24 protein-coding genes are annotated in these 25,222 nt (G+C 72.6%); 13 read left to right on the top strand and 11 right to left on the bottom strand.

What is annotated here, in order from left to right; all coding sequences use genetic code 11:
* The first annotated feature begins 76 nt into the window (after positions 1-76).
* The 10 genes from JG616_RS07055 to JG616_RS07010 all read left to right on the top strand — a co-directional run bounded on the left by JG616_RS07055 (position 77) and on the right by JG616_RS07010 (position 8,017).
* Entirely contained in the window at positions 77-343 is a 267-nt protein-coding gene (locus tag JG616_RS07055) for a phosphopantetheine-binding protein (RefSeq protein ID WP_199362490.1), read from the top strand.
* 20 nt (positions 344-363) lie between these two features.
* A complete protein-coding gene (locus JG616_RS07050; RefSeq protein WP_199362489.1) occupies positions 364-1,047 on the top strand; it encodes a ketosynthase in 684 nt (227 codons plus the stop codon).
* A 59-nt stretch (positions 1,048-1,106) separates the two neighbouring features.
* Positions 1,107-1,859, top strand: coding sequence for a lysophospholipid acyltransferase family protein (locus JG616_RS07045; protein WP_199392251.1), 753 nt, complete (start codon positions 1,107-1,109; stop codon positions 1,857-1,859).
* 17 nt (positions 1,860-1,876) lie between these two features.
* Positions 1,877-2,155 carry a hypothetical protein gene (locus JG616_RS07040; RefSeq protein WP_199392131.1) on the top strand — a complete coding sequence of 93 codons (279 nt, stop codon included), beginning with the start codon at positions 1,877-1,879 and terminating at the stop codon, positions 2,153-2,155.
* Positions 2,152-3,192 carry an acyltransferase gene (locus JG616_RS07035; RefSeq protein WP_199362487.1) on the top strand — a complete coding sequence of 347 codons (1,041 nt, stop codon included), beginning with the start codon at positions 2,152-2,154 and terminating at the stop codon, positions 3,190-3,192. The genes JG616_RS07040 and JG616_RS07035 overlap by 4 nt, the downstream gene beginning before the upstream one ends.
* The gene (locus JG616_RS07030; protein ID WP_305067991.1) at positions 3,158-3,775 is read left to right on the top strand and encodes a LolA-related protein; all 618 of its coding nucleotides are present in this window, start codon (positions 3,158-3,160) and stop codon (positions 3,773-3,775) included. Before JG616_RS07035 ends, JG616_RS07030 begins: the two co-directional genes overlap by 35 nt.
* Positions 3,772-6,147, top strand: coding sequence for an MMPL family transporter (locus JG616_RS07025; protein WP_199392130.1), 2,376 nt, complete (start codon positions 3,772-3,774; stop codon positions 6,145-6,147). Before JG616_RS07030 ends, JG616_RS07025 begins: the two co-directional genes overlap by 4 nt.
* The gene (locus JG616_RS07020) at positions 6,144-6,590 is read left to right on the top strand and encodes a phosphotransferase (RefSeq protein ID WP_199392129.1); all 447 of its coding nucleotides are present in this window, start codon (positions 6,144-6,146) and stop codon (positions 6,588-6,590) included. The genes JG616_RS07025 and JG616_RS07020 overlap by 4 nt, the downstream gene beginning before the upstream one ends.
* A gap of 76 nt (positions 6,591-6,666) precedes the next feature.
* Positions 6,667-7,422 carry a 3-oxoacyl-ACP reductase FabG gene (gene fabG, locus JG616_RS07015; RefSeq protein ID WP_199392128.1) on the top strand — a complete coding sequence of 252 codons (756 nt, stop codon included), beginning with the start codon at positions 6,667-6,669 and terminating at the stop codon, positions 7,420-7,422.
* A gap of 106 nt (positions 7,423-7,528) precedes the next feature.
* Complete coding sequence (locus JG616_RS07010) at positions 7,529-8,017, top strand: hypothetical protein (RefSeq protein WP_234446526.1); 489 nt, start codon at positions 7,529-7,531, stop codon at positions 8,015-8,017.
* 37 nt (positions 8,018-8,054) lie between these two features.
* On the opposite strand, the gene JG616_RS07005 is transcribed toward JG616_RS07010, so the two are convergent.
* The 7 genes from JG616_RS07005 to JG616_RS06975 form a co-directional block, all read right to left on the bottom strand.
* Entirely contained in the window at positions 8,055-9,362 is a 1,308-nt protein-coding gene (locus JG616_RS07005; protein ID WP_199392127.1) for a cation:proton antiporter, read from the bottom strand.
* Positions 9,363-9,378: 16 nt separating this feature from the next.
* Entirely contained in the window at positions 9,379-10,992 is a 1,614-nt protein-coding gene (locus JG616_RS07000) for a tryptophan 7-halogenase (RefSeq protein ID WP_199392126.1), read from the bottom strand.
* Positions 10,992-11,831: a glycosyltransferase family 2 protein gene (locus JG616_RS06995; protein WP_199392125.1), complete on the bottom strand. Its 840-nt coding sequence runs from the start codon at positions 11,829-11,831 to the stop codon at positions 10,992-10,994. Before JG616_RS06995 ends, JG616_RS07000 begins: the two co-directional genes overlap by 1 nt.
* Entirely contained in the window at positions 11,824-12,624 is an 801-nt protein-coding gene (locus tag JG616_RS06990) for a beta-ketoacyl synthase chain length factor (RefSeq protein WP_199392124.1), read from the bottom strand. Before JG616_RS06990 ends, JG616_RS06995 begins: the two co-directional genes overlap by 8 nt.
* Entirely contained in the window at positions 12,621-13,814 is a 1,194-nt protein-coding gene (locus JG616_RS06985) for a beta-ketoacyl-[acyl-carrier-protein] synthase family protein (protein ID WP_199362665.1), read from the bottom strand. Before JG616_RS06985 ends, JG616_RS06990 begins: the two co-directional genes overlap by 4 nt.
* A 96-nt stretch (positions 13,815-13,910) precedes the next feature.
* A complete protein-coding gene (locus JG616_RS06980) occupies positions 13,911-16,166 on the bottom strand; it encodes a S9 family peptidase (RefSeq protein ID WP_199392123.1) in 2,256 nt (751 codons plus the stop codon).
* A gap of 129 nt (positions 16,167-16,295) precedes the next feature.
* A complete protein-coding gene (locus tag JG616_RS06975) occupies positions 16,296-16,994 on the bottom strand; it encodes a glutathione S-transferase N-terminal domain-containing protein (protein ID WP_199392122.1) in 699 nt (232 codons plus the stop codon).
* Positions 16,995-17,118: 124 nt separating this feature from the next.
* Between JG616_RS06975 and JG616_RS06970 the strand changes: the two genes are divergently transcribed.
* From JG616_RS06970 to uvrD, 3 genes are all read left to right on the top strand, one after another.
* Positions 17,119-17,751: a TIGR00645 family protein gene (locus JG616_RS06970; protein WP_199392249.1), complete on the top strand. Its 633-nt coding sequence runs from the start codon at positions 17,119-17,121 to the stop codon at positions 17,749-17,751.
* A gap of 93 nt (positions 17,752-17,844) precedes the next feature.
* Positions 17,845-20,829, top strand: coding sequence for an EAL domain-containing protein (locus JG616_RS06965; RefSeq protein WP_199392121.1), 2,985 nt, complete (start codon positions 17,845-17,847; stop codon positions 20,827-20,829).
* 40 nt (positions 20,830-20,869) lie between these two features.
* A complete protein-coding gene (uvrD, locus tag JG616_RS06960; RefSeq protein ID WP_199392120.1) occupies positions 20,870-23,050 on the top strand; it encodes a DNA helicase II in 2,181 nt (726 codons plus the stop codon).
* 3 nt (positions 23,051-23,053) lie between these two features.
* Here the strand turns inward: uvrD and JG616_RS06955 are convergent, their stop codons facing one another.
* The 4 genes from JG616_RS06955 to JG616_RS06940 form a co-directional block, all read right to left on the bottom strand.
* Complete coding sequence (locus JG616_RS06955; protein ID WP_199362475.1) at positions 23,054-23,299, bottom strand: hypothetical protein; 246 nt, start codon at positions 23,297-23,299, stop codon at positions 23,054-23,056.
* Positions 23,300-23,396: 97 nt separating this feature from the next.
* Complete coding sequence (locus JG616_RS06950) at positions 23,397-23,978, bottom strand: manganese efflux pump MntP family protein (protein WP_199362474.1); 582 nt, start codon at positions 23,976-23,978, stop codon at positions 23,397-23,399.
* A gap of 162 nt (positions 23,979-24,140) precedes the next feature.
* A complete protein-coding gene (locus JG616_RS06945; protein ID WP_199362473.1) occupies positions 24,141-24,875 on the bottom strand; it encodes a DUF502 domain-containing protein in 735 nt (244 codons plus the stop codon).
* Positions 24,866-25,159 (bottom strand): DUF2782 domain-containing protein, encoded by a 294-nt coding sequence (locus JG616_RS06940; RefSeq protein WP_199362472.1) that lies wholly within the window; start codon positions 25,157-25,159, stop codon positions 24,866-24,868. The genes JG616_RS06945 and JG616_RS06940 overlap by 10 nt, the downstream gene beginning before the upstream one ends.
* Positions 25,160-25,222 lie beyond the last annotated feature (63 nt).

Raw genomic sequence — 25,222 nt, 5'->3', positions numbered from 1 at the left:
GCGAATGATAGCGCGCACCCGGCCGGCGGCCGGCCAGTCGCCGTCACCGCCCCACAGCCGCAATGGAAGCCGCCGCATGTCCACCCAGTCCGCAGCCGAACGTGAACTCGCCGAACTCCTCGTCGAGGCCCTGAACCTCGACGACGTCGATCCCGCCAGCATCGATCCCGAAGCGCCGCTCTTCAACGCCGGCCTCGGCCTCGACTCGATCGACGCACTCGAGCTGGCGCTGGCGGTGGGCAAGCGCTACGGCTTCCAGCTGCGTTCGGACAACGACGAGAACCGCCGCATCTTCGCCTCGCTGCGCGCGCTGTCGGCGCACGTCGAAGCCAACCGCGCCTGACGTCCGGCGCGGAGCCGGCCATGGGCCTGGCCCTCACCGTCGCCATGGCGGTGGCCTACGCGGTGCTGGCGCATCTCGCCAGCGCCACGCACGACGACCGCTACGCCTACGCCGCCCTGCTGTCGCTGGTGGCGATGATGCTCGCCGCCGGCCTGGTGGCGCGCCGCGGCTGGGCCTGGGTGGCGCTGCCGCTGTCGCTCGTCGCCTGCCACCTGCTGTACCGCGCGGGACTGGCGCAGCTGCCGCTGCTGCTGGTGCCGGTGGCCTTCGTGGCCGCCATCGCCTGGGTGTTCGCGCGCAGCCTGTGGGCACCGCGCGGCGCGCTGATCTCGCGCATCGTCGCGGCGATGGAAGGCGGCACGCCGGCCACCCTGGCGCCCGATCTGCTGGCCTACAGTCGCGGCCTCACCGCGGCGTGGGCGCTCGCGCTGGCGGTGCTGGGCCTGGCCAACCTGGCGCTGGCGATGGTCGCCTCGCCGGGCGGGCTGCTCGCGGGCCTCGGCCTGCAGCCGCCGCTGACGATCACGCGCGAACAGTGGTCGCTGTTCGCCAACATCCTCAACTACGGCATCGTCGGCGGCTTCTTCCTGGTGGAATTCGCCTACCGCAAGCGCCGGTTCCCGGGCCGCTACAGCAGTTTCGCCGGGTTCCTGCGCCAGATGGCGGGCCTCGGCCCGGCATTCTGGCGCGATTTCCTCCGCTGAACGGGAAGCCGCCGGCGTCCATTGGGTATGCTTTCCGGATGCAGCAACGCGTCGACAACATGGATGTGGCCGAATCGGCCGCGCGACGGCTGGCCTGGGGCGTGCACAACGCCGTCGGCTTCGTGTTCATGCTCGTCTGGACCGCCGGCTGCATCAGCCTGGCGCTCCTGGTGCTGCTCGCGACGCGCCGCCGTGACGTCGCGCTGCGCATGGCCGCGCGCGGATGGGCACCGGTGCTGCTGGCCGGCGCCCCGGCGCGGCTGGTGGTCGAGGGCGCCGATTCCGTCGACTGGTCGCGCCCGTACCTGCTGGTCGCCAACCACCAGTCGGTGATCGACATCTGCGCGCTGTTCCGCGCGGTGCCGGTGCCGCTGCACTTCCTGCTCAAGCAGGAGATGACGAAGGTGCCGTTCGTGGGCTGGTATGCCCGCGCCTGCGGGATGCTGTTCATCGAGCGCGACAATCCGCGCGCGGGGCCGCGCCTGCGCCGCGAGGCCGCGGCGCTGATGCGCGATGGCCACACCCTGTGCCTGTTCCCCGAAGGCACGCGCAGCCGCAGCGGCGCGGTCGCGCCCTTCAAGGGCGGCTCGTTCCAGTCCGCGGTCGACGCCGGGGTGGACGTGCTGCCGGTCGCGATCGACGGGGCCGGCGACGTGCTGCCGCCGGAGGGCTTCCGGGTTCGCGCGGGCGTGATCACCGTGCGCTTCGGCGCGCCGCTGCCCACCGCCGATGCGTCCGGCGCCGCCGGCCGCCAGGCCCTGGCCGACGCCGCCCACGCCTCGGTGCTGGCGCTGCTGCGCCGGTCCGCCTGAGGCTCGCGCACGGCGCCATGGAGTTCGTGGTCGAGCACTGCCATCCCTGCCTCCCCGGGCATTTTCCCGGTCGCCCGCTGGTGCCCGGCGTGGTCGTCCTCGACCACGTGCTGGCGGCGATCGAACGCGCGCATGGGCCACTCGGGGCCCTGCGCCTGCCGCAGGTGAAGTTCGCCAGCCCGCTGCTGCCGGGCCAGCGCGCGCGCGTCGAGCTTGACGGCGCGGCGCCGCGCTGGCGCTTCCGCGTGATTCGTGACGGCGTGGTCGTCGCTTCCGGCGAGGTCGTGCTCGCATGACCGGCGACTGGAAGCAGCGCCGGGAAGGCGGGCGACCCTTCGCGCTGCGGCTGCTGAGTGCGGTGAGCCTGCGCGGCGGGCGTCGGCTGGCGCGGCTGCTGCTGTATCCGATCACCGGCTATTTCATGGCGCGCCGCGGCGAAGAGCGGCGCGATTCGCGCGCCTACCTGTCGCGCGTGCTGGGCCGCCCCGCGCGGCTGTCCGAGGTCGCGCGCCACATCCATACCTTCGCCGCGACGATCCTCGACCGCGTCTTCCTGCTCGGCGGCGACATGCGCCGCTTCGACATCCGCGTCAGCGGCCTCGACTCGCTGCACGACGCGCTCGACCAGGGCCGCGGCGTGCTGGTCTTCGGCTCGCACCTCGGCAGCTTCGAGGTGCTGCGCGTGCTCGGGCGCCAGCGCCCCGACCAGCAGATCCGCGTGGTCCTCGACAAGGCCCACAGCCCCGCGGTGACCGAGCTGCTGGACGCGCTCAACCCCGAGATCGCGAACTCGGTGATCGACGCCTCGCAGGACGGCCCGGCGATCATGTTCGAGATCCAGAAGGCGGCGTCGGAAGGCGCGCTGGTGGCGTTGCTGGTCGACCGCACGCAGCCCGGCGAGCCGTCGCTCGCGGTGCCGTTCCTCGGCGATGCGGCGCACTTCCCGGTGGCGCCCTGGCTGCTGGCCTCGGTGCTGCAGGTGCCGGTGCAGCTGGCCTTCGGCCTCTACCGCGGGGGCAACCGCTACGATCTCGGGTTCGAACCGTTCAGCGACGGCCTCGCCATCCCGCGCCGCGAGCGCGCCGCCGCGGTACCCGCGCTCATCGCGCGTTATGCCGCGCGCCTCGAACATCACGTGCGCGATGCGCCGTACAACTGGTTCAACTTCTATGACTTCTGGGGCGACCGTGAACACAGCCGAAGCCAGCATGACCCGACGCCGCCCGCTGCCGCGCCCGGGCCGGTGCCCGCGTCGCCAGCCGGCCTGGCTGCTGGCCGCGCTGCTGGCGGCGACGGCGATGCTGCCGTGCGTCGCGCAGCCGGCGGCGGTTGAGGGCGCGGTCGATCCCGCCTGGATCCTGGAGCGGCTGGCGCGGCCGGCGCCGGTGAGCACGCCCTTCGTCGAGCTGCGCGGTTCGGCCATGCTGAAGGCGCCGCTGCGCATCCACGGCGAGTACGCGCGGCCCGACGAACAGACCCTGGTGCGCCGGGTGCGCGCGCCCTACGCCGAGACGACCACCATCCGCCAGGGCGAGGCGACCATCGCCCGCGACGGCCGCAGGCCGCGCAGCTTCGCGCTGTCGCGCGCGCCGGAGCTGGCGGGGCTGCAGGCCAGCTTCGGCGCGCTGCTGGCCGGCGATGCGGATGCGCTTGCGCGCGACTACCGGATCTCCGCCCGCGGCAGCCGCCAGGACTGGATCCTGGTGCTGGCACCGCGCGAGGCCGCGCTTGCCGCCAGCGTCCGCGACATCACCCTGCGCGGCCGCGGCGCGGAACTGCGCTGCATCGAGACCCGGCCGGTCGAGGGCGAACTGCAGCGCACCCTGCTGGCGGGCGCGGCGCGCTCGGCGGTCGCCGCCGGTGACGCGGCCAACGACGAGGCCCTGTGCCGCGAGCCCGGCGCCGCGGCGCGATGAGTCCTGCACGTCGGACCGCCTTCGCGCTGCTCTGGCTGGCGGCGCTGCTGGTCGCGGGCTGGCTGATCGGACAGCGACTCGAACTCAGCGGCGACCTGCGCCGCTTCATGCCCGAACCGCGCACGCCGGCGCAGAAGCTGCTGGTCGACGAGCTGGGCGACGGGCCGGGTTCGCGCCTGCTGTTGATCGCGCTGTCGGGCGCGGCGGCCGACGACCTCGCGGAGCAGTCGCGCGCGATGGTCGCGGCGCTGGGCGCCAATCCGGACTTCGAGTTCGTCGCCAACGGCGCCGACGCCGGGCTCGAGGCCGTGCCGGAATCGCTGCGCCCCTACCGCTACCTGCTGTCGCCGGCGCTCGACGGCCGGCGCCTCGATGCGGACTACCTGGGCGAACAGCTGGACGAACGCCTGCAGGACCTCGGCTCGCCCATGGCCGGGCTGGTCGAACCGCTGCTGCCGTCGGACCCGACGCTGGAGATGCTCACCCTGGCCGAGGCCTGGCAGCCGAAGGCGGCGCCGCAGCGGCTGCATGGCGTGTGGTTCGACCGAGGCGGCGGCGAAGCCCTGCTGCTGGCGCAGACGCGCGCCGGCGGCTTCGATCCCACCGCGCAGCAGCGCGCCTACGACGCGGTGCAGGATGCCTTCGCGGTCGCCGCCGGCGACAGCGGCGCGCGGCTGGGCATGACCGGCCCGGGCGCGTTCTCGGTCGAGATCGGCGGACGCACCGCGCGCGAAGCGCAGTGGATCGGCACCATCGACAGCATCGCCCTGGTGCTGCTGCTCCTGGTCGCCTACCGCAGCTGGCGCGCGCCGCTGCTCGGCGTGCTGCCGCTGGCGACCGCGGGCCTCGCCGGCCTGGGCGCGGTGGCGCTCGCCTTCGAGGCGGTGCACGGCATCACCATCGCCTTCGGCTTCACCCTGATCGGCGTGGTGCAGGACTATCCGATCCACTTCCTCAGCCAGCAGCGCGCCGGGATCAGCCCGCGCGACAACGTGCGCGCGCTGTGGCCGGCGCTCTTGACCGGCGTGGTCGCCACCTGCATCGCCTACCTGACCTTCCTGTTCTCGGGCGTGGACGGGCTGCGCCAGCTCGCGGTGTTCACGATCTGTGCGCTGGCGGCGGCCGCGCTGGCCACGCGCTTCGGGCTGCCGGCGCTGGTGGATCCGGCGCCGCGCGACCTCGCCGCCTCCCCGCGGCTGCAGGCGCTGTGGCGCGGCATCCAGCGCCTGCCCAGGCCGCGCTGGTCGCTGCTGCTGGTGGCCCTGGCCTGCGTGGCCGTGCTGGCCACCGCGCGCGGGCCGTTCTGGGAGAACGACCTGTCGAAGCTGACGCCGGTGCCCGCCGACGGCATGGCGCTCGACACCCGCCTGCGCCAGGAGCTGGGCGCCCCGGACGTGCGCTACATGGCGGTGCTGCGCGGCGCCAACGCCGACGCGGCGCTCGCCGCCACCGAAGCCCTGCATCCGCGCCTGGATGCGCTGGTGGTCGAGGGTGCGCTCGATGGCTGGGACAGCGCCGCGCGCTACCTGCCGCCGGTGGCCACCCAGCAGGCGCGGCAGCGATCGCTGCCGGAGCCGGGCGAACTGCGCGCCGCGCTGGCCGACGCCGTGGCCGCCTCCCCGTTCCGCGAGGATGCGTTCGCGCCGTTCCTGGCCGACGTCGAACGCGCGCGCAACGCCGCGCCGCTGCGTCCGGCCGACCTGGCGGGTACGCCGCTGGCCGCGACCGTCGAGGGCCTGCTGCTCGACACCGACGGCGGCGCCATCGCCCTGGTCTCGCTCAGCGGCATCAGCGACGTGCAGGCGGTGGCACGCACGGTCGGCGAAGGCGGCGGCGAGCTGATGGACATGAAGGTGGCCTCCGAATCGCTGGTGGCCGAGTACCGCGGGCGCGTGCTGGCGGCACTCGCCGTCGCCGCGTTGCTGCTGGCGGCCACCGTGTGGCTGTCGCTGCGCACGCCCGCCCGCGTCGCGCGGGTGCTGCTGCCGATGGCGCTGACCACGCTGCTGATCCTGGCGGTGCTGCGTGGCTTCGGCGTCGAGCTCAACCTGTTCCACCTGGTCGCGCTGATCCTGGCCGCCGGCCTTGGCCTGGACTACGCGCTGTTCTTCGAGCATGCGGGCGACCGCCGCGACGACCAGCTGCGCACGCTGCACGCGGTGCTGGTGTGCAGCCTGATGACGCTGCTGGTGTTCAGCCTGCTCGCGCTGTCGTCGATCCCGGTGCTGCGCGCGATCGGCAGCACGGTGGCGATCGGCGTGTTCTGCAACTTCCTGCTGGCCCTGCTGGTGTCGCGACATGATGGCGCCGAGCCCGGCGAACCCGCGGGTCCGACCGGTCCCGGCGCCCTCGCGGAAGGTACGCCACGATGATCGGCCGCGAGGACATCCTGGCGCTGGTGCCACACCAGGGCGCGATGTGCCTCTGGGACGAAGTGGTCTCGCACGACCGATCGCGCATCCTGCTGCGCGCCCGCAGCCACCGCGACCCCGCGCACCCGCTGCGCAGCGACGGCCAGCTGCGCGCCGTGCATCTCTGCGAATACGGCGCGCAGGCGATGGCGGTCCACGGCGGGCTGCGTGGCCGCGAGTCCGGCGCGCCGGTGCGCCCCGGCATGCTGGTCGCCCTGCGCGGCGTCGGCCTGCACGTCGCACGCATCGACGACCTGCCCGGCGTCCTCGAGGGCGAGGCGGAGCTGCTGATGGAGGGCGAGGCCAGCCAGCAGTACGCGTTCCGCATCTTCCACGCGGGCCAGCTGCTGGCCGAGGGCCGCGCGGCGGTGGTCCTGGGCGATGCGGCGGCAATGCCGGGATAATCGCCGCATGAACCCGCCTGCCACATCCATGTCCACGTCCACTCCCGCGCCAGCGGCCGCGCCCGGGCTCGCGCCCATGCCGACGCCCAAGCCCATCTCCACGCCCGCCCCGAGCCGCCGCGCCCTGGTGACCGGCGGCAGCGGCGACCTTGGCGGCGCGATCTGCCGCCAGCTGGCCGCCGATGGCCTGCACGTGATCGTCCACGCGAACGGGAACCGTGCGCGCGCCGCGGCCGTGGTCGCCGACATCGTCGCCGCCGGCGGCAGCGCGGAGGCGGTGGCCTTCGACGTCGCCGATGGCGATGCCGCCCGTGCCGCCATCGACGCGCTGCTCGAGGGCGGCCCGGTCCAGGTCGTGGTCAACAACGCCGGCATCCACGACGACGCGCCGATGGCCGGCATGTCGGCGGAGCAATGGCGTCGCGTCATCGATGTGTCGCTGCACGGCTTCTTCCACGTCACCCAGCCGCTGCTGCTGCCGATGGCGCGCACGCGCTGGGGGCGCATCGTCAGCGTCTCGAGCGTGGCGGCGGTGCTCGGCAACCGCGGCCAGGCCAACTACGCCGCGGCCAAGTCGGCGCTGCACGGCGCCTCGAAGTCGCTGGCGCGCGAGATGGCCAGCCGCGGGATCACCGTCAACGTGGTCGCCCCGGGCGTGGTCGCGGGGCGGATGGCCGAGGACGCGTTTCCGCCCGAGCTGGTCAGGCAGATGGTGCCGGCCGGCCGCGCCGGGTCTCCCGACGAGGTGGCGGCGGTGGTGCGCTTCCTGTGTTCGGACGCGGCCAGCTATGTCACCGGGCAGGTGCTCGGCGTCAACGGAGGCATGGGCTGAGTCCACCTGCACGGCAAGGCGGGATGGCCGGCCTCGCCAAACCCGGCGGTGACGCGGGGTTCATGCCGCCGCGAGGATGATCCGCGCATCAGCCCGAGGTGACGCCATGACTCCCGTACGCATGCTCCGCATCGCCGCCGCCAGCGCCGTGCTGCTGCTGGCCGGCTGCGCGTCGTCGCACATCCTGACCGGCACGCCGCGCGCGCCGATCGATCCCGCCCAGGTGCGCGTCTACTACGGTTCGCCCGGCGTGCCCTACGAGGAAATCGCGCTGCTCGAGACCTCCAGCGGCGCGCTGACCTACGGCGAGCAGAACAAGACCGACTCGGTGATGCGCAAGCTGCGCGAGGAAGCCGCATCGCTGGGTGCGAACGGCATCCTGTTCCAGGGCACGGCCGACGGCTACGGCGGCGGCGGGGTCAGCGTCGGCGCCGGGACCGGCCGCTTTGGCGGTCGCTCCTATACCAGCGGCGGCGTCGGCGTGAACATCAGCCCGCGCCAGAAACATGGCCGCGGCGTGGCGATCTGGCTGGCCAGCCCGCCGGCGGAGCATGCGCAGCCGCAGCCGCAGCCGGTGGAGTCGCCGGCGAACTGAGCGGCAAACAGGCGTCCGGCGCGGACGCCGACCGGCCTCAGCTGCGATCGGGCGCGGGCGCCTCGGCGGCTACCGCGCCCGACGCCTGGGAGGGCACCGCGCCCGTCGCCGGTCCGGGGATGACCCCGGGGGCGCGCCGGCCCAGGCACAGCGTCAGCAGCGGCCCGGTCATCACGGTGGTCAGGATCGCCATCACCAGCAGCATGGTGAACAGGTCCGGCCCGATGATGCCGGCGTCCAGGCCGACCTTCATCACGATCAGCTCCATCAGCGCGCGCGCGTTCATCAGCGAGCCCACGGCGAAGCTTTCGCGCCAGCCGTGGCCCGAGAGCCGTGCGCCGATCGCACCGCCCAAGACCTTGCCGACCACGGCAACGACGAGGATCAGCGCCATTGCGCCCAGCGCCGCGCCGGCGAAGGCGTCGCGCGTCGTGCTCAGGCCAGCCAGCGCGAAGAAGATCGGCATCAGCACCACGATGGCCAGGAACTCCACGCGCTCGATCAGCGACTTCAGCAGGCGGTCGTCGCGCGGCAGGCAGGCGCCGAACAGGAAGGCGCCGAACACCGCGTGCACGCCCAGCCACTCGGTGACCGCGGAACAGGCGAAGGCGCCGATCAGCAGCGCCGCCAGCACCATCAGCGACGGCACCCCGTCGGCGGCGAAGCGGCGCAGCAGCCAGCCATAGAGCGGGCGCAGCACGACGAACACCACGACCGCCAGCAGCGCCAGCCCCGCGGTCGCGCGCACGAAGCCACCGTAGCCGGTGCCGGCGCCGACCAGCGCCACCACCAGGGCCAGCATGATCCAGGCCAGCACGTCGGCGATCGCCGCGCCGCTCAGCGCCAGCCGCCCCAGCGGCGTATGCGTCATGGCGCGTTCCTTGAGGATGCGCGCCAGGATCGGGAAGGCGGTGATCGACATCGCCGCCGCCATGAACAGTCCGAACGGCGCCAGCGCCACGCCTTCGGGCGCGTACGGGTGCAGCAGCGGCGACACCGCGAAGCCCAGGCCCATCGGCACCAGCACGCTGGCCACGCCCACCAGGCCGGCCGATTTCAGCTGCGCACGCACGCCGTTGGGTGCGCGCAGCTCGACGCCGACGATGAACATGAAGAGCACCAGCCCGAGTTCGGCCAGCGAAGCCAGCCCGGGCAGCGAAGCCGGCGCGAACACCGCGGCGTGGAACCCGGGGAACCAGGCCCCGAACACGATCGGGCCGAGGATGATGCCCGCGGCCATCTCGCCGATCACCGGCGGCTGGCCGACGTAGCGCAGCAGCAGCCCGCAGGCCCGGGCAGTGGCGAGGATGATGACGAGCTGCAGCAGCAGGGGGCTGTGTTGCATCGGGATTCCAGGCAGGTCAGGCGGCGGCGTACCAGACGGCGTCGAGCGAAGGCGGCGGCGCGTCGCCGGCCAGCAGCGCGTCGAGGCCGTGGTCGCCGATCTCGGGATGCACGTCGCGTGCGCGGCCGAGGATCTCCGCGGCCAGCGCGTCCATCCGCGCCACGTTGGCGGCGATCCGCGCGTCGAACGCGGCGTCGTCGGCCTCGTCGCGCAGCTGGCGGTTGAGCTCGTGGAACCAGTCGATGCCGTACTGGTCGAGCACGCGGCCCGACGCCGGGGCGGTGGCCTGCGCGTCGTTGCGCACGCCCCACTCGCGCAGCAGGGACTGCATGCCGGCGTTGAGCGCGCTGCCGCGCTCGAGCAGCCCGCGCAGCCGTCCGTACATGGCGATGTCGGCGATGCGCCCGGCGAAGTACACCGGCGCCAGCAGCGCCCAGTAGAAGGTGTAGTCCCAGATCACCTTGACCGGCATGACCTGTTCGTCGCCGAACAGCGCGTACTGGTCCTGGTACAGCGTCATGGTGTTGGCGTAGAACGAGACGTAGAGCTGCTCGTACAGCGCGGCATGCGGCGCGAACTGGGTGCCGGCGCGGTCGCGCAGCACCAGGTCGGTGATGTAGGTGTTGGAGATCGCGATGAAGTCGCTGCCCGGCGAGTAGAACGGGTCGAGGAACAGCCCCGCCTCGCCGGTCAGCGCCCAGCGGTCGCCGAACACCTGGCGGCAGCCGTGGGAGAAGTGGCGCAGGAAGCGGAAGTCCATGACCGCGTGGCCCTCGAGCGACGCGGCCACGCGCGGCTGGTGCCGGCGCAGCCAGTCCATGGCCTTGTCATGGCTGTCCATGGTGTCGAGCGGGTGCAGGACCGCGTCGCAGACGATGCCCAGCGAGTGCGCGCCGGACGCCAGCGGGATCAGCCAGAACCAGTAGCCTTTGCCGCACATGTGGTTGGTCGAGCGCCAGCGGTCGGGCGGCGTGCAGCGGCCGACCCAGGCGGCATCGTCGGACCAGTCGTTGGGATCGACCAGGCCCTCCACGCGCCACCAGACCGCATTGGCGTCGTGCTCGTTGGCCTCGGCCAGTCCGAGCTTGCGCTTGAGCACGCCGGCGCGCCCGCTGGCATCGACCACCCAGCGGGCGTCCAGCGTGCCCTGCGCGTCGCCCCGCGACCAGGTGACGCGGTGGTCGCGATCGCCGTCGGCGAGCTCGACGCCCCGCACCATCGCGCCATCGCGGAAATCGATGCCCCGGGCGTGCGCGCGTTCGCCGAGCATGGTCTCGAAGCGGCCGCGGTCGATCTGCCACGACGGCGTCGGCAGCAGCCGGCTGACGCCGATCTCGGTGCAGCGGTCGATGTCGTCGCGGCCATCGGAGAAGAAAAAGCGGAAGCCGAACTTGCGGATCTGTTCCTGGTCGAGGTGCTCGCGCAGGCCCAGCACGTGGGAGAAGTAGTGCGCGCCGATCTCGACCGTTGATTCGCCGACCTTGAACGCGGCTTCGGGCGCCGGATGGCTGCGCCGCTCGAAGATCGTGATGGCCAGGGCCGGATCCGCCTGGCGGAGCTGCAGGGCGAGGGTCAGCCCCGCCAGTCCGCCACCGAGGATCGCCACGTCGACGCGCTGCGCGTTGTCCATCAACCGTGGCCTCCCTTGGCCTGTTCGAAATGCGTCCCGGCGTCCACGGCGAGTGGACCGTCGCGGTCGTCGTCGATGACCGGCGGGTTGCCGCGGGTGCGCGCATATTGCGCGATGAAGTCGCCGTGGCCCAGGACCTGGCCGACCACGTGCGAGGTGATCGCCCACAGGTCGCGGAACAGGCGGAAGTGGCTCTTGCGGAACTCGAGGCCGTGCGCGTGGCCCGCATAGCGGGTCTCGATCGGCACCGCGACCACGCGCGCACCGGCGTCGCGGGCGGCGGAGATCAGCATCTGCGCCTCGAACGCGAAGCCCTCGCCGGGGATGTCGCGCAGGGTGAACACCTCGCGCGGGTACAGGCGCTGCCCGCTCTGGCTGTCGACGACGCGGAAGCCGCAGCCCCAGCTGATGCCCCAGTCGCCGAAGTCGTTGCCCAGGCGGCGGTGCGGCGGCTGCGCGGCGCGCTTGCGCAGCCGCGCGCCGATGACCACGCAGCCGGGATGCCGGTTGGCCGCCGCGATCAGTCGCGGGATGTCGGCGGCGTCGTGCTGGCCGTCGCCGTCCATGGTGGCGACGGCGCGCGCGCCCAGGCGTTCGGCCTCGGCGAAGCCGCTGCGCAGCGCCGCGCCCTTGCCCATCCGCCGGGCGTGCCGGACCACGCGCACGGGCAGGTCGGCGATCCGCGCGACGGTATCGTCGTCGGAGCCGTCATCGACCACGATCACGTTCGGCACCTGGGCCAGCGCGCCTTCGACCACGCCGCGGATGCGCAGCGACTCGTTCAGCGCCGGGATCACCAGGGCGACGTCCTCGGGGCGCAGCGGCGCGTGCTCAGCCATGCGCGAGTTCCACCCGCAGCGTGCGGCCATGGCCGGCATGCAGCAGCGCGAGGTCGCCGCGACCGGCCAGGGCGTCGAACAGCGGCAGCATCGGCGCCATCGCGTTGCCGGCGCCGTGGCGCGCGAGCGGACCGTGCCGGGTGGGGGCATCGGCGTCGACCAGGGTGGCGCGCAGCAGGACGCCGTCGCCGGCCTCGCGCAGGCCCGATTCCGGGCAGGCGGCCAGCACCAGCGCACCGCCCAGCAGCCCGTGGCTCTCGGAGATCGCGCCCAGCGGACCGGTGCCCTCGGTGTCGTAGGCGGCCAGCAGCACGGCCTCGTCGCCGCAGGCCAGCTGCGCGAGCGCCTCGATCAGGCCCTGGGCGAAGCTGGCCCGGTGCGCGCTGAGCGCGGTCGCCGGGCGCAGGCAGCCGGCGCCGATCGTCCAGTAGCCGGCCGCGGCGTTGTGCACCGAGTTGTGGAACTTGGTCGGCGAGATCGCACGCGGATCGTCGGCGAGCGTCGCGCACATGTAGTCGGTGATGGCCAGGTCGCCATGGGTCGAGGCGAACACCGAGGGCAGCGCCGCGGGGTCGCGGCCCGCGGCTTCGCACGCGGCCAGCGCCACCTCGAGGGCGACCGCCACGGACGGCGGCGCGCGCCGGCGCTCGTTGGGCGCGAGCAGCTTCGGCGAAGGCTTGGCGGTGTCGCCGGGCGGGGTGGCCTCGCGCACGTGGGCGCGTGCGGCGTCCCACGACGGCAGGCCCGGGGCCCAGAAACCGATGCCTTCGATGCGGGCGGCGAGGGTGTTCATGCGCGGCCGAAGACCAGGGAGGCGTTGTTGCCGCCGAAGCCGAAGGAGTTGTTCATCGCATAGCGGATGTCGGCATCGGCATTGTCGAAACGGATCTGCGGCCCGCAGGCCGGGTCGGGGGTTTCGCTGTGCAGGATGCCCGGCAGCAGGCCGTGCTCGAGCGCGATCAGCGCGAACACCGATTCGACGATGCCCGCCGCGCCCAGCGTGTGCCCGGTCCAGCCCTTGGTCGAGCTGGCGTGCAGCGTCGCCGGGAACAGGGCCGCGACCGCCGCGCCCTCGACCGCGTCGTTGGCCGGGGTCGACGTGCCGTGGAGGTTGAGGTAGCCGACGTCGGCCGGCGCGATGCCGGCGCGCGCAAGCGCGTCACGCATCGCCAGCGTGGCACCCAGGCCTTCGGGATGCGGCGCGGACATGTGGTGCGCATCGCTGGATTCGCCGTAGCCGCACAGCTGCAGGCCACCGTCGCCGTCCGTCGCGCGCTCGAGCAGGGCGAAGCCGCCGGCCTCGCCCAGCGACAGGCCGTCGCGGTCGCGGTCGAAGGGCCGGCACGGCTGCGCGGAGACCAGGCCCAGCGAATTGAAGCCGAACAGCACGCTGCCGCACAGGGTGTCGACGCCGCCGACCAGGGCCGCGTCGACCAGGCCGGCCTGGACCAGGCGGGCCGCCTGCGCGAACACCTTGGCGCTCGACGAGCAGGCCGTGGCCACGGTCACGCAGGGCCCGCGCAGGCCGGTGGCGGCCTGGACGAAATCGCCCAGCGAGTGCGGCGTGTGCACGATCGGGCGCGCGAGATCGGCGGGAAAGCGCGGGTCGCCGTCGGCGCCCGGCTCCAGCCGCGAATACGCCTCTTCGCTGGCGCCGATGCTGGACGTCGAGGTCCCGATCACCACCGCCACGCGTTCGGCGCCGTGGCGCTCGCGCACGCGGGCCACGGCGTCCATCAGCCCGTCCTGCTGCAGCGCCATCCAGGCCAGCCGGTTGTTGCGGCAGTCCCAGTCGGCGAGTTCGGAGGGCAGCGCTTCGTCCTCGAGGCCGTCCACGCGGCCGATCCACGCCGGCAGCGGATCGGGGCCGAAGTCGTTGGGCCGCAGGCCGCCGCGGCGGTGGCGCAGCGCCTCGACCTGGGCCGCCAGTCCGCGGCCGAGCGCGGTGGTGGCGGTGTGGGCGGTGATCGCCAGGGCCGGCATGGGCGGCAACGACTGCGGTGACGGCAAGGCGACGGTCCGGCGGTGGAAAGGGGGCGAGTATAGCGATGGCCCCGGGAGGCCCGGATGATGCCCGGATCAGTCGTCCAGGCACTCCGACAGGAAGCGCTCGGCCAGCCGGTAGCGGTGCAGCGCGTCGGCGCCGCGCAGGCCGTGCTTGGCGCCCGGATAGGTCATCAGCCCGAAGCGCGTGCCGTTGGCCTGCAGCCGCGACATCAGCGCGGTGGCGTTGCTGAACAGCACGTTGTCGTCGGCCATGCCGTGGACCAGCAGCAGCGCATCGTCGCGCATGCCGTCGAGGTGGCTGAAGACGCTCGCGCCGCGATAGCCGTCGACGTTGGCCACCGGCAGACCCATGTAGCGCTCGGTGTAGTGGGTGTCGTAGAGCGCCCAGTCGGCGACCGGCGCTCCCGCGATCCCGCAGCGGAAGTCGTCCGGTGCCTGGCCCAGCAGCATCAGGGTCATGTAGCCGCCGTTCGACCAGCCGTGCACGCCGATGCGGTCGCCGTCGACCCAAGGCTGGGCGCGCAGCCACGCGACGCCCTTGCGCTGGTCGGCGACCTCCACGGTGCCCTGCTTCCCGTACAGCGCGCCGCCGAACGCGCGCCCGCGCCGCGGCGTGCCGCGGTTGTCGAGCGAGAAGACCACGTAGCCCTGCTGGGCAAGGTACTGGTTGAAGAAGGCATCGGCGCGGCCGGGCCAGCTGTCGAGCACCGTCTGCGCGGCGGGTCCGCCGTAGACGTAGGTCACCACCGGATGGCGACGCGCGGGATCGAAGCCGGCCGGGCGGATCAGGCTGTAGTGCAGCGGGGTGGTGCCGTCGGCGGCGGTGAGCGTGCCGAACTCCGTCGGCAGGTGCGCGCCCAGGTACTTCGCATACGGATGTTCCGGGTCGGCCGGATCGTTCCCGACCAGCGCGGCGATCCGCGTGCCGTCGGCGCGGTAGAGCTCCAGCTGCGGCGGCGTGCGCGTGTTCGACCAGCTGTCGACATAGACGCTGGCGTTGCCGGCGAAGGTGATGGCGTGCGTGCCGGGCGTGACCGTGAGCGGCCGGATGTCGCCGCCGGCCAGCGGTACCGCGTACAGCGCGCGCTGGGTCGGTGACTCACGCCCCGCGGTGAAGTACGCCAGGCCGCGCGCCTCGTCCACCGCTTCCAGCGCGTCCACCGGCCAGTCGCCGCGGGTCAGCTGGCTGAGCGAAGCGCCATCGGCGCTGGCGAGGTAGAGGTGCTCGAAGCCGTCGCGCTCGCTCGACCACAGGAAGCGGCCGTCGGCCAGGAAGCGCAGGTTGTCGTGCAGCGGCACCCAGGTGTCCGAGGTCTCGGTCAGCAGGGAGCGCTGGCGGCCGCTGGCCAGGTCCACCTCGACCAGGTCCAGCCGCTGCTGCAGGCGCGACTGGCGCTGGAAGGTGAGGCGTTGCGGGTCGCGCCAGTCGACGCGCGCGAGGTAGATGTCGGTCTCGGTGCCCAGGTCGACGCGGACCGGCGCGGCCTCGGGCGTGCCCGGGCGCGCGACGTACAGTTCGATGCCCACGTTGGCGTCGCCGGCGGCGGGATAGCGCTGCTCGACCACCTCGGTGCGGTCGGGATAGACCTCGTAGCGCTTCTGCACCGGCACCGGCGACTCGTCGATGCGCGCATAGGCGATGGCCGAGTCGTCCGGCGCCCACCAGTAGCCGGTGTGGCGCGCCATTTCCTCGTCCGCGACGAATTCGGCCACGCCGTTGGCGATCGCGCCGCCGCCGTCGCGGGTCAGCTGGATCTCGTTGCCGCCGGCGAGGTCGACCACCCACAGGTTGCGGCCGCGCACGAAGCTCACGTAGCCGCCCTTGGGCGACACCTTGGGATCGGTGGCGAACCCGCCGCCGCGGGTCAGCCTGCGCACCGCGTCCTGGCCGGTCCGGGCGAGGTCGTACAGGTAGAGTTCGCCGCCGAGCGGGAACAGCAGCCGGCGCGAATCCGGCGCCCAGTGGTAGTCGACGATGCCCGAGAGTGCGGCGATGCGCTGGCGTTCGCGACGCGCCTTCTCCTCGTCGCTCAGCACCTCCTCGCCGGGCAGGACCACGGCCGAGTCGACCAGCAGCGCGGTCTCGCCACTGGCCACGTCGTAGGCCCACAGGTCCAGGCGGTTGCGGTCGGCGTCCTTGCCGCGCAGGAAGGTCACGCGCGAGCCGTCCGGCGCCACCTTGGGCTTCAGCAGCGTCGGACCGGAGAGCGCGGCGTCGCCGGTGATCGCCTCCAGCGTCAGGGCTTCGCTGCGGAGGCCCTCGGGCGGGGCGGCATGGGCGTTGGAAAGCGTCAGGGTCATCACGGCGGTGGCCAGCAGCAGGCGCATGGGGCGCGGTCCGGAGGGAATCGAGGACCGCATGATGCCGGAGCCAGTCCGGGCCCGCAGGGCGCCGGCCCGGCGGGTCCGCGCGGCAGGCGCGCCGATCGCGCCCGTCCGGCGGCGCCCCCGCGGCGGTCAGTCGCGTTTTGCCCCCTGGCCGAACAGCACCGCCTTCTCCGCGTCCGACATCGGCGCGCCGGCCGCCGGATTGACCTGTTTCGACAGCGCGTAGGCGCGCTGCGTCGCCGGGCGCGCGGCGATCGCCGCCTGCCAGCGCCGCACCTCGGGGAACGACGCCAGGTCCAGCGGGGCGCGGTCGTAGACGTTGATCCAGGGATAGGCCGCCATGTCGGCGATCGAGTAGTCGCCGGCGATGAACGCGCGTCCCGCCAGGCGGCGCTCGAGCACGCCGAGCAGGCGCAGCGCCTCCTTCGTGTAGCGGTCGATGGCGTAGGGAACCGGCTCGGGCGCATACACGCTGAAGTGTCCGTACTGTCCGGTCATCGGTCCCAGTCCCGCCATCTGCCAGAACAGCCACTCCAGCACCTCGATCCGCGCGCGCGGATCCGCCGGCAGGAAGCGCCCGGTCTTTTCGGCCAGGTAGAGCAGGATCGCCCCGGACTCGAACACGGCCTGCGGCGCGCCGCCGTCGGCCGGGGCATGGTCGACGATGGCCGGCATCTTGTTGTTCGGCGAGATCGCCAGGAACGCCGGCGCGAACTGGTCGCCCTGGCCGATGTCGACCGGGTGGATGCGGTAGTCGAGCCCGGCCTCCTCGAGCAGCAGCGTCACCTTGTGGCCGTTCGGGGTGGGCCAGTAGTGGAGGTCGATCATGGCGGGGCTCCTCGGGTGGGGAACCCGAGTCTAGGCGGCCCGGGCGCGGAAAACCGCTTGGCAGCGGCGCACCGCGGCCTTTACGCTTCGCCGGCTTTTCGCCCGAAGGACTCCCGTGTCGAACCTGCAACCGCCCACCCCGCGGCTGGGCCCGCTGCCCGCCCTCATCTTCAGCTCGCGCTGGCTGCAGCTGCCGCTCTACCTGGGCCTGATCGCCGCACAATGCGTGTACGTGTTCCTGTTCGGCAAGGAACTCCTGCACCTGATCCAGCTGACGCCGTCGCTTGGCGAGCAGGACATCATGCTGATCGTGCTCGGCCTGATCGACGTGGTGATGATCTCCAACCTGCTGGTCATGGTGATCGTCGGCGGCTACGAGACCTTCGTCTCGCGGCTGGGCCTGAAGGACCACCCGGACCAGCCCGAGTGGCTGTCGCACGTCAACGCCAGCGTGCTCAAGGTCAAGCTGGCGATGGCGATCATCGGCATTTCCTCGATCCACCTGCTGAAGACCTTCATCGAGGCGGGCACGCTGGGCAGCGGGCTGCCGCACTGCACCTCGGCCGATGGCATCGCCGCCGCGGCGGCCGCCGTGGCCGCCGGCGTCAAGGGCAAGGCCTGCACCAATGCCACCGAAGTGGGTGTGCTGTGGCAGACGATCATCCACTTCGCCTTCATCCTGTCGGCGATGGGCATCGCCTGGACCGACAAGCTGATGACGGGCTCGGCCAGCCGGCGGGAGCACGTGGCACACTGAGGATCCGGGGAACACTCCGCGTGGACGCGGCCGGGGTGAGGATGGATGCATGAGGCAGGCGAGGAGCGGACCGGGTCCCGCGGGACAGCCCGGATGAGTGGCCGCCGGCAGCGCGAAGGCGATGCCGGCTCCGCGCGCCAGCGGCGCGCCTGGTGGTTGGGCGGCACGCTCATCGCGTGCGTCGTGCTCGCCACCGTCGCGGTCGCCCTGAACGACCTGCGTGTCCGCCGCGAGGCCGGCGAGCGCTACCTCCAGGCCCTGGTGGACAGCCATGCGCGCGAGGTCGGCCAGCGCATCGACGGTGTCCAGCGCGCATTCCACGGGCTGGTCAATGGCCTGGAGGCCATCGAGAGCGTTGCGCCCGGGGTCGCGCCGGTGTTCGCGCGCGAGCAGGTGGCCAGGATCGCGTCCGGCCATCCGCATGTGCACGGGCTTCGGATGGAGCGTGTCGCGCCGGAATTCGTGCCGCCCGATGCGTCCGAGCGCTACCGGCTGTACCTGGGCACGCCGGGCCGCGATGCCCGGGGCCGCTGGGTCATCCCGCTCGCGATGCCCTTCGACTGGGACGCGGCCGGCCAGGCCAGCCGCTGGCTGCGCGCGGAGCTCGATGCAGACGCGTTTACCGAGATCCTGCGCGTGCACGAGGTCGGCGCTCAGGGCGTCGCTTCGCTGCTGACCCTGGACGCGATCCTGATCGCGCGCTCCGATTCGGGCACGCGCCACGCCGGCCTGGATGTTGCACGGTCGCCGGTCTTCGCCCCTTCGGCGGACCCGCGGCAGGGCGTGGTGCGGGCCCGCAGCCTGCTTGACAGCGTGGAGCGGTTCGTCGGCTATCGCCGGATCGACGGGCGCCCCCTCATGGCCACCGTCGGCATGACCCCGGAAGCCATGTACGGCGGCTGGTGGACGTTCGTCGCCACCCTCGCGGCCGGCGTGCTGGCGCTGCTGGCCGCCTGGGTGGGCGGCATGGCGATGCTCGGGCGCGCGGCGGGGCGCGAAGCGCGCATGCGCCGGGATATCGCCGCCAGCGAGGATGCCGTCGGGCACCTGCGCGAACGCGTGCGCGACGCCGAAGCGCAGTACCGCTTCCTCTACCAGCAGCATCCGCTGCCGGCGATCGTCTACGACCGCGAGACGCTGGCGATCCTGGAAACCAACGACGCCGCGCTGCACCAGTTCCGCCGTGAGCGCGAAAGCATGCTCGGTATCGGGGTCGGCGATCTGCTGGTCGACGGCACGGGCGAGGACCTCCGCCAGGAGATCCTTGCCCACCCGCAGGCGTACGGCCATCGCACCTGGACCATGCGGCGCGGCGATGGCACCACCTTCAGTGGACTGGTGTTCGCGCGCGACCTGGTGGCCTTCGACGAGCGGCCGGCGCGCCTGGCGCTGGCGCTCGACGTGACCGACCGGGTCCGGGCCGAAGCCGACCTGCGGCTGCTGCGGCGCGCGGTGGAGGCGTCCGAAGAGGGCGTGTTCATCCTCGGGGCGGAGAGTGGCTCGCTGGTCTACGGCAACCAGGCATTCGCGCGGCTGACCGGCGTCGATACCGGACAGGACGGCAGCGAGCGGGCGGAGGCTGTCGACGCCATCGTCGACCCGCGGGCGCGCCGTCTGGTCACCCGCGCGATGGCGCGTGGCGAGGACGTGCAGGTCGAGGTCAGGGATGGTCGGAACCCGGCCGACGAACGCTGCCTCGAGGTCCGGCTGACGCCGGTGGTCGACCGCGAGGGCCAGGCCAGTCACTTCGTGGGCATCGTGGGCGACGTCACGATGCGCAAGCGCGCGGCCGAGGAGCTGGCGTTCCGGGCCAGCCACGACGCCCTGACCGGGCTCGCGAACCGCGACTGCCTGATCCGCGCCATCGACGAGGCGATGGAGGGCGGCGCAGCGCTGGCGGTGTGCCATCTCGATCTCGACCGGTTCCAGCTGGTCAACGACAGCCTGGGGCACGGCGTCGGCGACCAGTTGCTGGTCGCCGTCGCCAGGACGCTGGAAGCGGCGGCGGGGGCGCAGGCCCTGGTCGCGCGCCTGGGCGGCGACGAGTTCGGCGTGATGCTGCCACTGGCGCCCGGGGCCGTCGCCGGACCCTGCGTGGACGCGCTGCGCGCCGCCGTGGCCGGCCCGGTCGAGGTCAGCGGCATCTCGCTGCACGTCACGCCCAGCATCGGCTACAGCCTGCATCCGGGCGATGGCGACGACGGCACGACGCTCCTGCGTGCGGCCAGCCAGGCGGGCGCCCAGGCCAAGCGCCTGGGCCGCAATCGCAGCCTCGCGTACTGCAGCGGGTTCGACTCGCATGCCGGCGAGCGGCTGTTGCTGGTGCAGGAGCTGCACAAGGCACTCCAACGCGAGGAATTCGAGCTGGCGTTCCAGCTGCAGTACGGCGCCGAAGGCAAGCCCTGCGGCATGGAGGCGCTGGTGCGCTGGCGCCACCCCGAGCGCGGGGTGCTGGGGCCGGGCGTGTTCATGCCGGCCTGCGAGGATTCCGGCCTGATCCTGCCGCTGGGGCGCTGGGTGCTGCGCGAAGCGGTGCGCTGCTGGCGCAGGCTCGACGAGGCCGGCTGGGGCGCGCTGCGGATGGGCGTGAACGTCTCGGCGCTGCAGTTCCAGCAGCACCTGGTGGAGGACGTCGCCCAGGTCATGGCCGAGTTCCGGCTGCCGCGCGGACGGCTGGAGCTCGAATTGACCGAGAGCGTGCTGCTGGCGAGTCCCGTGGACGCCCGGCGGGTGATGGAGGCCCTGAGCGCGCTCGGCGTGTCGTTGGCGGTCGACGACTTCGGCACCGGGTATTCCAGCCTGGCCTATCTCAAGCACCTGCCGGTCGAGCGGCTCAAGCTCGACCAGTCCTTCGTGCGCGACCTGGGCCGCGATCCCGACAACGAGGCGATCTGCGACGCCATCCTGCGCATGGCCCAGGGCCTGGAACTGGCCGTCATCGCCGAGGGCGTGGAAACCTGGCACCAGCACGAGTGGCTGCGCGAGCGCGGCTGCGACGAGTTCCAGGGTTTCCTGCTGGCGCGGCCCGCGTCCTTCGACGCCGTGCTCCGCGAGCTTGGCGAGGGACCGGCGACCTGACGTCGCGGGGCGCGCGACGGGCCTCCCGTAGAATGCGCGGATGGATGTTTCCCACCTGCTCGACGGGCTCAACGATGCCCAGCGCGAGGCCGTGTCCGCGCCTCCAGGCCACTACCTCGTGCTTGCCGGCGCCGGCTCCGGCAAGACCCGGGTCCTCACCCACCGCATCGCCTGGCTGAACGAGGTCTTCGGGGTGCCGGTGCACGGCATCTTCGCGGTCACCTTCACCAACAAGGCGGCGGCCGAGATGCGCCACCGCGCCGACACCCTGCTGCGCAACGGGGCGCGCGGCCTGTGGATCGGCACTTTCCACGGCCTCGCCCACCGCCTGCTGCGCCTGCACTGGCAGGACGCCAGGCTGCCCGAGGGCTTCCAGATCCTCGATTCCGACGACCAGCTGCGCCTGGTCAAGCGCGTCGTGCAGCAGCTGGAGCTCGACGAGGCGCGCTTTCCGCCGCGCCAGATCGCCTGGTGGATCAACGCGCAGAAGGACGAGGGCCGGCGCCCGGCGCATATCCAGGACGGCCAGGACGAGTGGGGCTCGGTGATGCTCAAGGCCTATGCGCTGTACCAGGAGCGCTGCGACCGCGCCGGGCTGGTCGACTTCGCCGAGATCCTGCTGCGCGCGCACGAACTGCTGCGCGATACCCCGGCGCTGCTGGCGCACTACCGACAGCGCTTCGCCCACCTGATGGTCGACGAGTTCCAGGACACCAATGCGATCCAGTACGGCTTCATCCGTCTGCTGGCCGGCGACGAGGGGCAGGTGTTCGTGGTCGGCGACGACGACCAGGCGATCTACGGCTGGCGCGGCGCCAAGGTCGAGAACGTGCAGCACTTCCTGCAGGACTTCCCCGGCGCGCGCACCATCCGCCTGGAGCAGAACTACCGCTCCACCGCCGCGATCCTCGATGCCGCCAACGCGGTCATCGCGCACAACCCGGGACGGCTGGGCAAGAAGCTGTGGACCGACAGCGGCGCAGGCGATCCGATTGACCTGTTCGCCGCCTACAACGAGATCGACGAGGCCGACTACATCGTCGGCCGCATCCGCGAGTGGGTGCGCGACGGCGGCAGCCACGGCGACTGCGCCGTGCTCTACCGCAGCAACGCCCAGTCGCGGATCATCGAGGAGAAGCTGCTCGAGGCCCAGCTGCCATACCGCGTCTACGGCGGCGTGCGCTTCTTCGAACGCGCGGAAGTGAAGGATGCGCTCGCCTACCTGCGGCTGGTCGCCAACCGCGCCGACGATGCCGCCTTCGAGCGCGCGGTCAACACGCCCACGCGTGGCATCGGCGGACGCACCCTCGACGAGGTGCGCATGCGCGCGCGCGAGGATGGCGTGTCGCTGTGGGAGGCCTCGCAGCGCTGCGCGCAGGGCGGCGGGCTGGCCGGGCGCGCGCGCAACGCGCTCGCGGCCTTCCACGCACTCCTCGATGCCATCGACGGCGAACTCGCCGACCTGCCGCTCAAGGACAAGATCGACCACGTGCTCGAGCGCTCGGGCCTGCGGGAGCACTACGCGCGCGAGTCCAAGGGCAGCCTGGATTCCCGCGTCGACAACCTCGACGAGCTGGTGTCGGTGGCCTCGCGCTTCGTCCGTGGCGACGACGACGAGGCGGCGGCGCTGACCGAGCTGGTCGCCTTCCTCGCCTACGCCGCGCTCGAGGCGGGCGAAGGTCAGGCCCAGGCCGGCGAGGACGGGGTGCAGCTGATGACGCTGCACAGCGCCAAGGGCCTCGAGTTCCCGCTGGTGTTCCTGGCCGGCCTGGAGGAAGGCCTGTTCCCCAACGCGCGCTCGATCGACGAGAGCGGGCGCCTGGAGGAGGAGCGGCGCCTGGCCTATGTCGGGATCACCCGCGCGCGGCAGAAGCTGGTGCTGAGCCACGCCGAAACCCGGCGCCTGCACGGCCAGGACATGTACGGCATGCCGTCGCGCTTCCTGCGCGAGATCCCGCCGGCGCTGCTCAACGAGGTGCGCCCCAAGGTCCAGGTGTCGCGGCCGCGTTACGCGCAGGCGCCGCGCCGCGACTACGGCCACGCCGTGGTCGACGAGACGCCGGGGATCGCGGTGGGACAGGGCGTCAGCCACGCCAGGTTCGGCACGGGCGTGGTGACCGACATCGAGGGCGCGGGCGCGCATGCACGCGTGCAGGTGAACTTCGACGAGGCCGGCAGCAAATGGCTGGTGATGGCCTACGCCAACCTGCAGCCCGCCTGAGGCTCAGTCGCGCAGTTTGAAGCCCGGCGATTCGTTGAGCGAGCCGTCCGGCTCGAGGACCGCCCAGCGTTCGCCGGTGCGGTCGAAGACCACCGGAACCGGCTCGAGGAACATCGGCCTGCGGACGAAGCGGAGCGTCCACTTGAACTGCTCCAGCGTGTGCAGCGCCTTCAGCTGCCCGGGGGTCAGGCCGTCGCGCAGGGCGCCGGGGTCCAGCGGCGTGTCGCGGCGGCGTTCGCGTCCGTACATCAGGCTCCGGAGGGTCGTGGGTGCGACGGTCGATGGTGACGCCCGCGGCGCGGGAGCGATGTGAACGCGCGGGCGCCCGCCGGGTTAGCACGCCTGCTCACGCCATCCCGCCCAGGTGCTCGAACAGGATGAAGGCGCCGATCGCGATCAGCAGCACGCCACCGCCTATTTCCGCGCGCCGGCCCGCCATCGCGCCCAGCACCCGGCCGAGCAGGATGCCTGCGGTCACCATCACCAGGGTGGTCAGGCCGATGGTGGCCGCGACCGCCAGGATATTGACGTCGAGGAAGGCCAGGCCCACGCCGACCGCCATGGCGTCGATGCTGGTGGCGAAACCGGTGGCGGCCAGCGCCCAGAAGCCGTGGCGGACCGGCGCGTCCGCGGCATCGTCGTCTGCGCCGGCCATGCCGCGGATGCCGGCCCGGATCATGCGCAGCCCGAGCAGGGTCAGCAGGGTGAACGCGATCCAGTGGTCCCAGGCGGTGACGTAGGCGGAGGCCGCGGTGCCCAGCGCCCAGCCGACCACCGGCGTCACCGCTTCGATGGCGCCGAAGATCAGGCCGGCGCGCAGTGCATCGCGCAGCTGCGGCCGTCGCATGGCCGCGCCCTTGCCGACGGCCGCGGCGAAGGCGTCGGTCGACATCGCGATGCCGAGCATGAGGATGGAAAGCGGGTGCATTCAGGTTCCAGGGCCAGGCGCGCGGACGGCGGCACGCCGGCGCGCCTGGTCCTGCGCTGCGCCTGCGTACCGAAGGTCTCGCCAACCTGGAGGGGTGTCACGCGCCACGGCAGGGTTGCGGCCGAGTGTGTTGACGCGGACGCTTCCACGGATGGAAGCAGGCTACTCCCCGACGGGGACGTGGATTTTACCACGCGCCGACGTCGCGGGACCCGGACGCGGCGAGGTGATGCCCATCGACAGGTAGACGCTGGTCAGGGTGTCGATGCCGATATCGGCCGGCTTCACCCAGGCCGCGGGCACGTACAGCAGGCCGCCGCCCACCGGGATCGGCGCGGTCGGCACCAGCACGGTCAGGTGCATGCGCCCGTCGATCTCGATCGGCTCGGGATTGGGCAGCAGGCCGAGCACGGCCACGCCGTCGCCGCCGAAGAAGCACCAGACCGGGCTCATCGCGGCGATGTCGGCCTGCTGTCGGTCGCCGATGACCGACACGAAGCGTTCGGCCAGCGCATAGATGCTGCCCACCAGCGGAATGCGGCGCATGGTGTTGTCGAGCATTGCCTTGAACGGCGCCTTCAGCCGCGACTGCACCAGCAGGCCCAGCAGGTAGACCAGGACGATGGTCAGCGCCGTGCCGAGCAGCCAGGCCACTACCGGATGCGCGGCGAACCAGGTGCCGAAGACGGTGAACGAGCGGCCGAACAGGCTGTTCGGCCCCAGCACGCCGTTGACCACGCCCACCGCCCAGCCCAGCAGGACCAGGGTCAGGACCAGCGGCAGGACCGACAGCAGGCCGGTCAGCCAGGTGGTGAGCACAGGCTGCAGGTGACGGCGCAGGCCGACGTACCCGCTGTCGCCTCCTCGGTCGTGGCCGGGCGGGGTGATCAGTTCCACTCGAACAGCTTGAAGTAGACCGGTGACACGCCGTCGCGCTCGCTGTCGACGATGCCGTCGCCGTCGCGGTCGTAGAGGTAGTAGGTCGGGCCGCGCGAGGGTTCGACCTTCAGCGCGCGGACGCGGCCGTCGACGCGGTATTCGGTGACGGTGTCACCGTTGGCCTCGATGCGGACCGTCTCCTCCGCGCCCTCCGGAATGCCGGCCTGGACCAGCGGATCGGCGGACGTGGCGCAGGCGCCCAGCAGGAGCGCGGCGGCAAGGGCAGGCGCGAAGCGGTTCATGGCGTTCTCCCTGGAGGCTGGCCCGATTATGCGCCAGCGGCTCGGCCACGGACGGTGAGGACG

The sequence above is a fragment of the Luteimonas sp. MC1895 genome, assembly GCF_016457215.1.
Taxonomy (GTDB): domain Bacteria; phylum Pseudomonadota; class Gammaproteobacteria; order Xanthomonadales; family Xanthomonadaceae; genus Luteimonas.
Note: the sequence above shows the minus strand (reverse complement) of the source record. Positions and strands in the feature narration are given on the sequence as shown.

Bases quoted from the DNA above. Each gene is read 5' to 3' on its own strand.
- JG616_RS07055 (WP_199362490.1), top strand. From the start codon at position 77: ATGTCCACCCAGTCCGCAGCCGAACGTGAACTCGCCGAACTCCTCGTC.
- JG616_RS07050 (WP_199362489.1), top strand. From the start codon at position 364: ATGGGCCTGGCCCTCACCGTCGCCATGGCGGTGGCCTACGCGGTGCTG.
- JG616_RS07045 (WP_199392251.1), top strand. From the start codon at position 1,107: ATGGATGTGGCCGAATCGGCCGCGCGACGGCTGGCCTGGGGCGTGCAC.
- JG616_RS07040 (WP_199392131.1), top strand. From the start codon at position 1,877: ATGGAGTTCGTGGTCGAGCACTGCCATCCCTGCCTCCCCGGGCATTTT.
- JG616_RS07035 (WP_199362487.1), top strand. From the start codon at position 2,152: ATGACCGGCGACTGGAAGCAGCGCCGGGAAGGCGGGCGACCCTTCGCG.
- JG616_RS07030 (WP_305067991.1), top strand. From the start codon at position 3,158: ATGCTGCCGTGCGTCGCGCAGCCGGCGGCGGTTGAGGGCGCGGTCGAT.
- JG616_RS07025 (WP_199392130.1), top strand. From the start codon at position 3,772: ATGAGTCCTGCACGTCGGACCGCCTTCGCGCTGCTCTGGCTGGCGGCG.
- JG616_RS07020 (WP_199392129.1), top strand. From the start codon at position 6,144: ATGATCGGCCGCGAGGACATCCTGGCGCTGGTGCCACACCAGGGCGCG.
- fabG (WP_199392128.1), top strand. From the start codon at position 6,667: ATGCCGACGCCCAAGCCCATCTCCACGCCCGCCCCGAGCCGCCGCGCC.
- JG616_RS07010 (WP_234446526.1), top strand. From the start codon at position 7,529: ATGACTCCCGTACGCATGCTCCGCATCGCCGCCGCCAGCGCCGTGCTG.
- JG616_RS07005 (WP_199392127.1), bottom strand. From the start codon at position 9,362: ATGCAACACAGCCCCCTGCTGCTGCAGCTCGTCATCATCCTCGCCACT.
- JG616_RS07000 (WP_199392126.1), bottom strand. From the start codon at position 10,992: ATGGACAACGCGCAGCGCGTCGACGTGGCGATCCTCGGTGGCGGACTG.
- JG616_RS06995 (WP_199392125.1), bottom strand. From the start codon at position 11,831: ATGGCTGAGCACGCGCCGCTGCGCCCCGAGGACGTCGCCCTGGTGATC.
- JG616_RS06990 (WP_199392124.1), bottom strand. From the start codon at position 12,624: ATGAACACCCTCGCCGCCCGCATCGAAGGCATCGGTTTCTGGGCCCCG.
- JG616_RS06985 (WP_199362665.1), bottom strand. From the start codon at position 13,814: ATGCCGGCCCTGGCGATCACCGCCCACACCGCCACCACCGCGCTCGGC.
- JG616_RS06980 (WP_199392123.1), bottom strand. From the start codon at position 16,166: ATGCGCCTGCTGCTGGCCACCGCCGTGATGACCCTGACGCTTTCCAAC.
- JG616_RS06975 (WP_199392122.1), bottom strand. From the start codon at position 16,994: ATGATCGACCTCCACTACTGGCCCACCCCGAACGGCCACAAGGTGACG.
- JG616_RS06965 (WP_199392121.1), top strand. From the start codon at position 17,845: ATGAGTGGCCGCCGGCAGCGCGAAGGCGATGCCGGCTCCGCGCGCCAG.
- uvrD (WP_199392120.1), top strand. From the start codon at position 20,870: ATGGATGTTTCCCACCTGCTCGACGGGCTCAACGATGCCCAGCGCGAG.
- JG616_RS06955 (WP_199362475.1), bottom strand. From the start codon at position 23,299: ATGTACGGACGCGAACGCCGCCGCGACACGCCGCTGGACCCCGGCGCC.
- JG616_RS06950 (WP_199362474.1), bottom strand. From the start codon at position 23,978: ATGCACCCGCTTTCCATCCTCATGCTCGGCATCGCGATGTCGACCGAC.
- JG616_RS06940 (WP_199362472.1), bottom strand. From the start codon at position 25,159: ATGAACCGCTTCGCGCCTGCCCTTGCCGCCGCGCTCCTGCTGGGCGCC.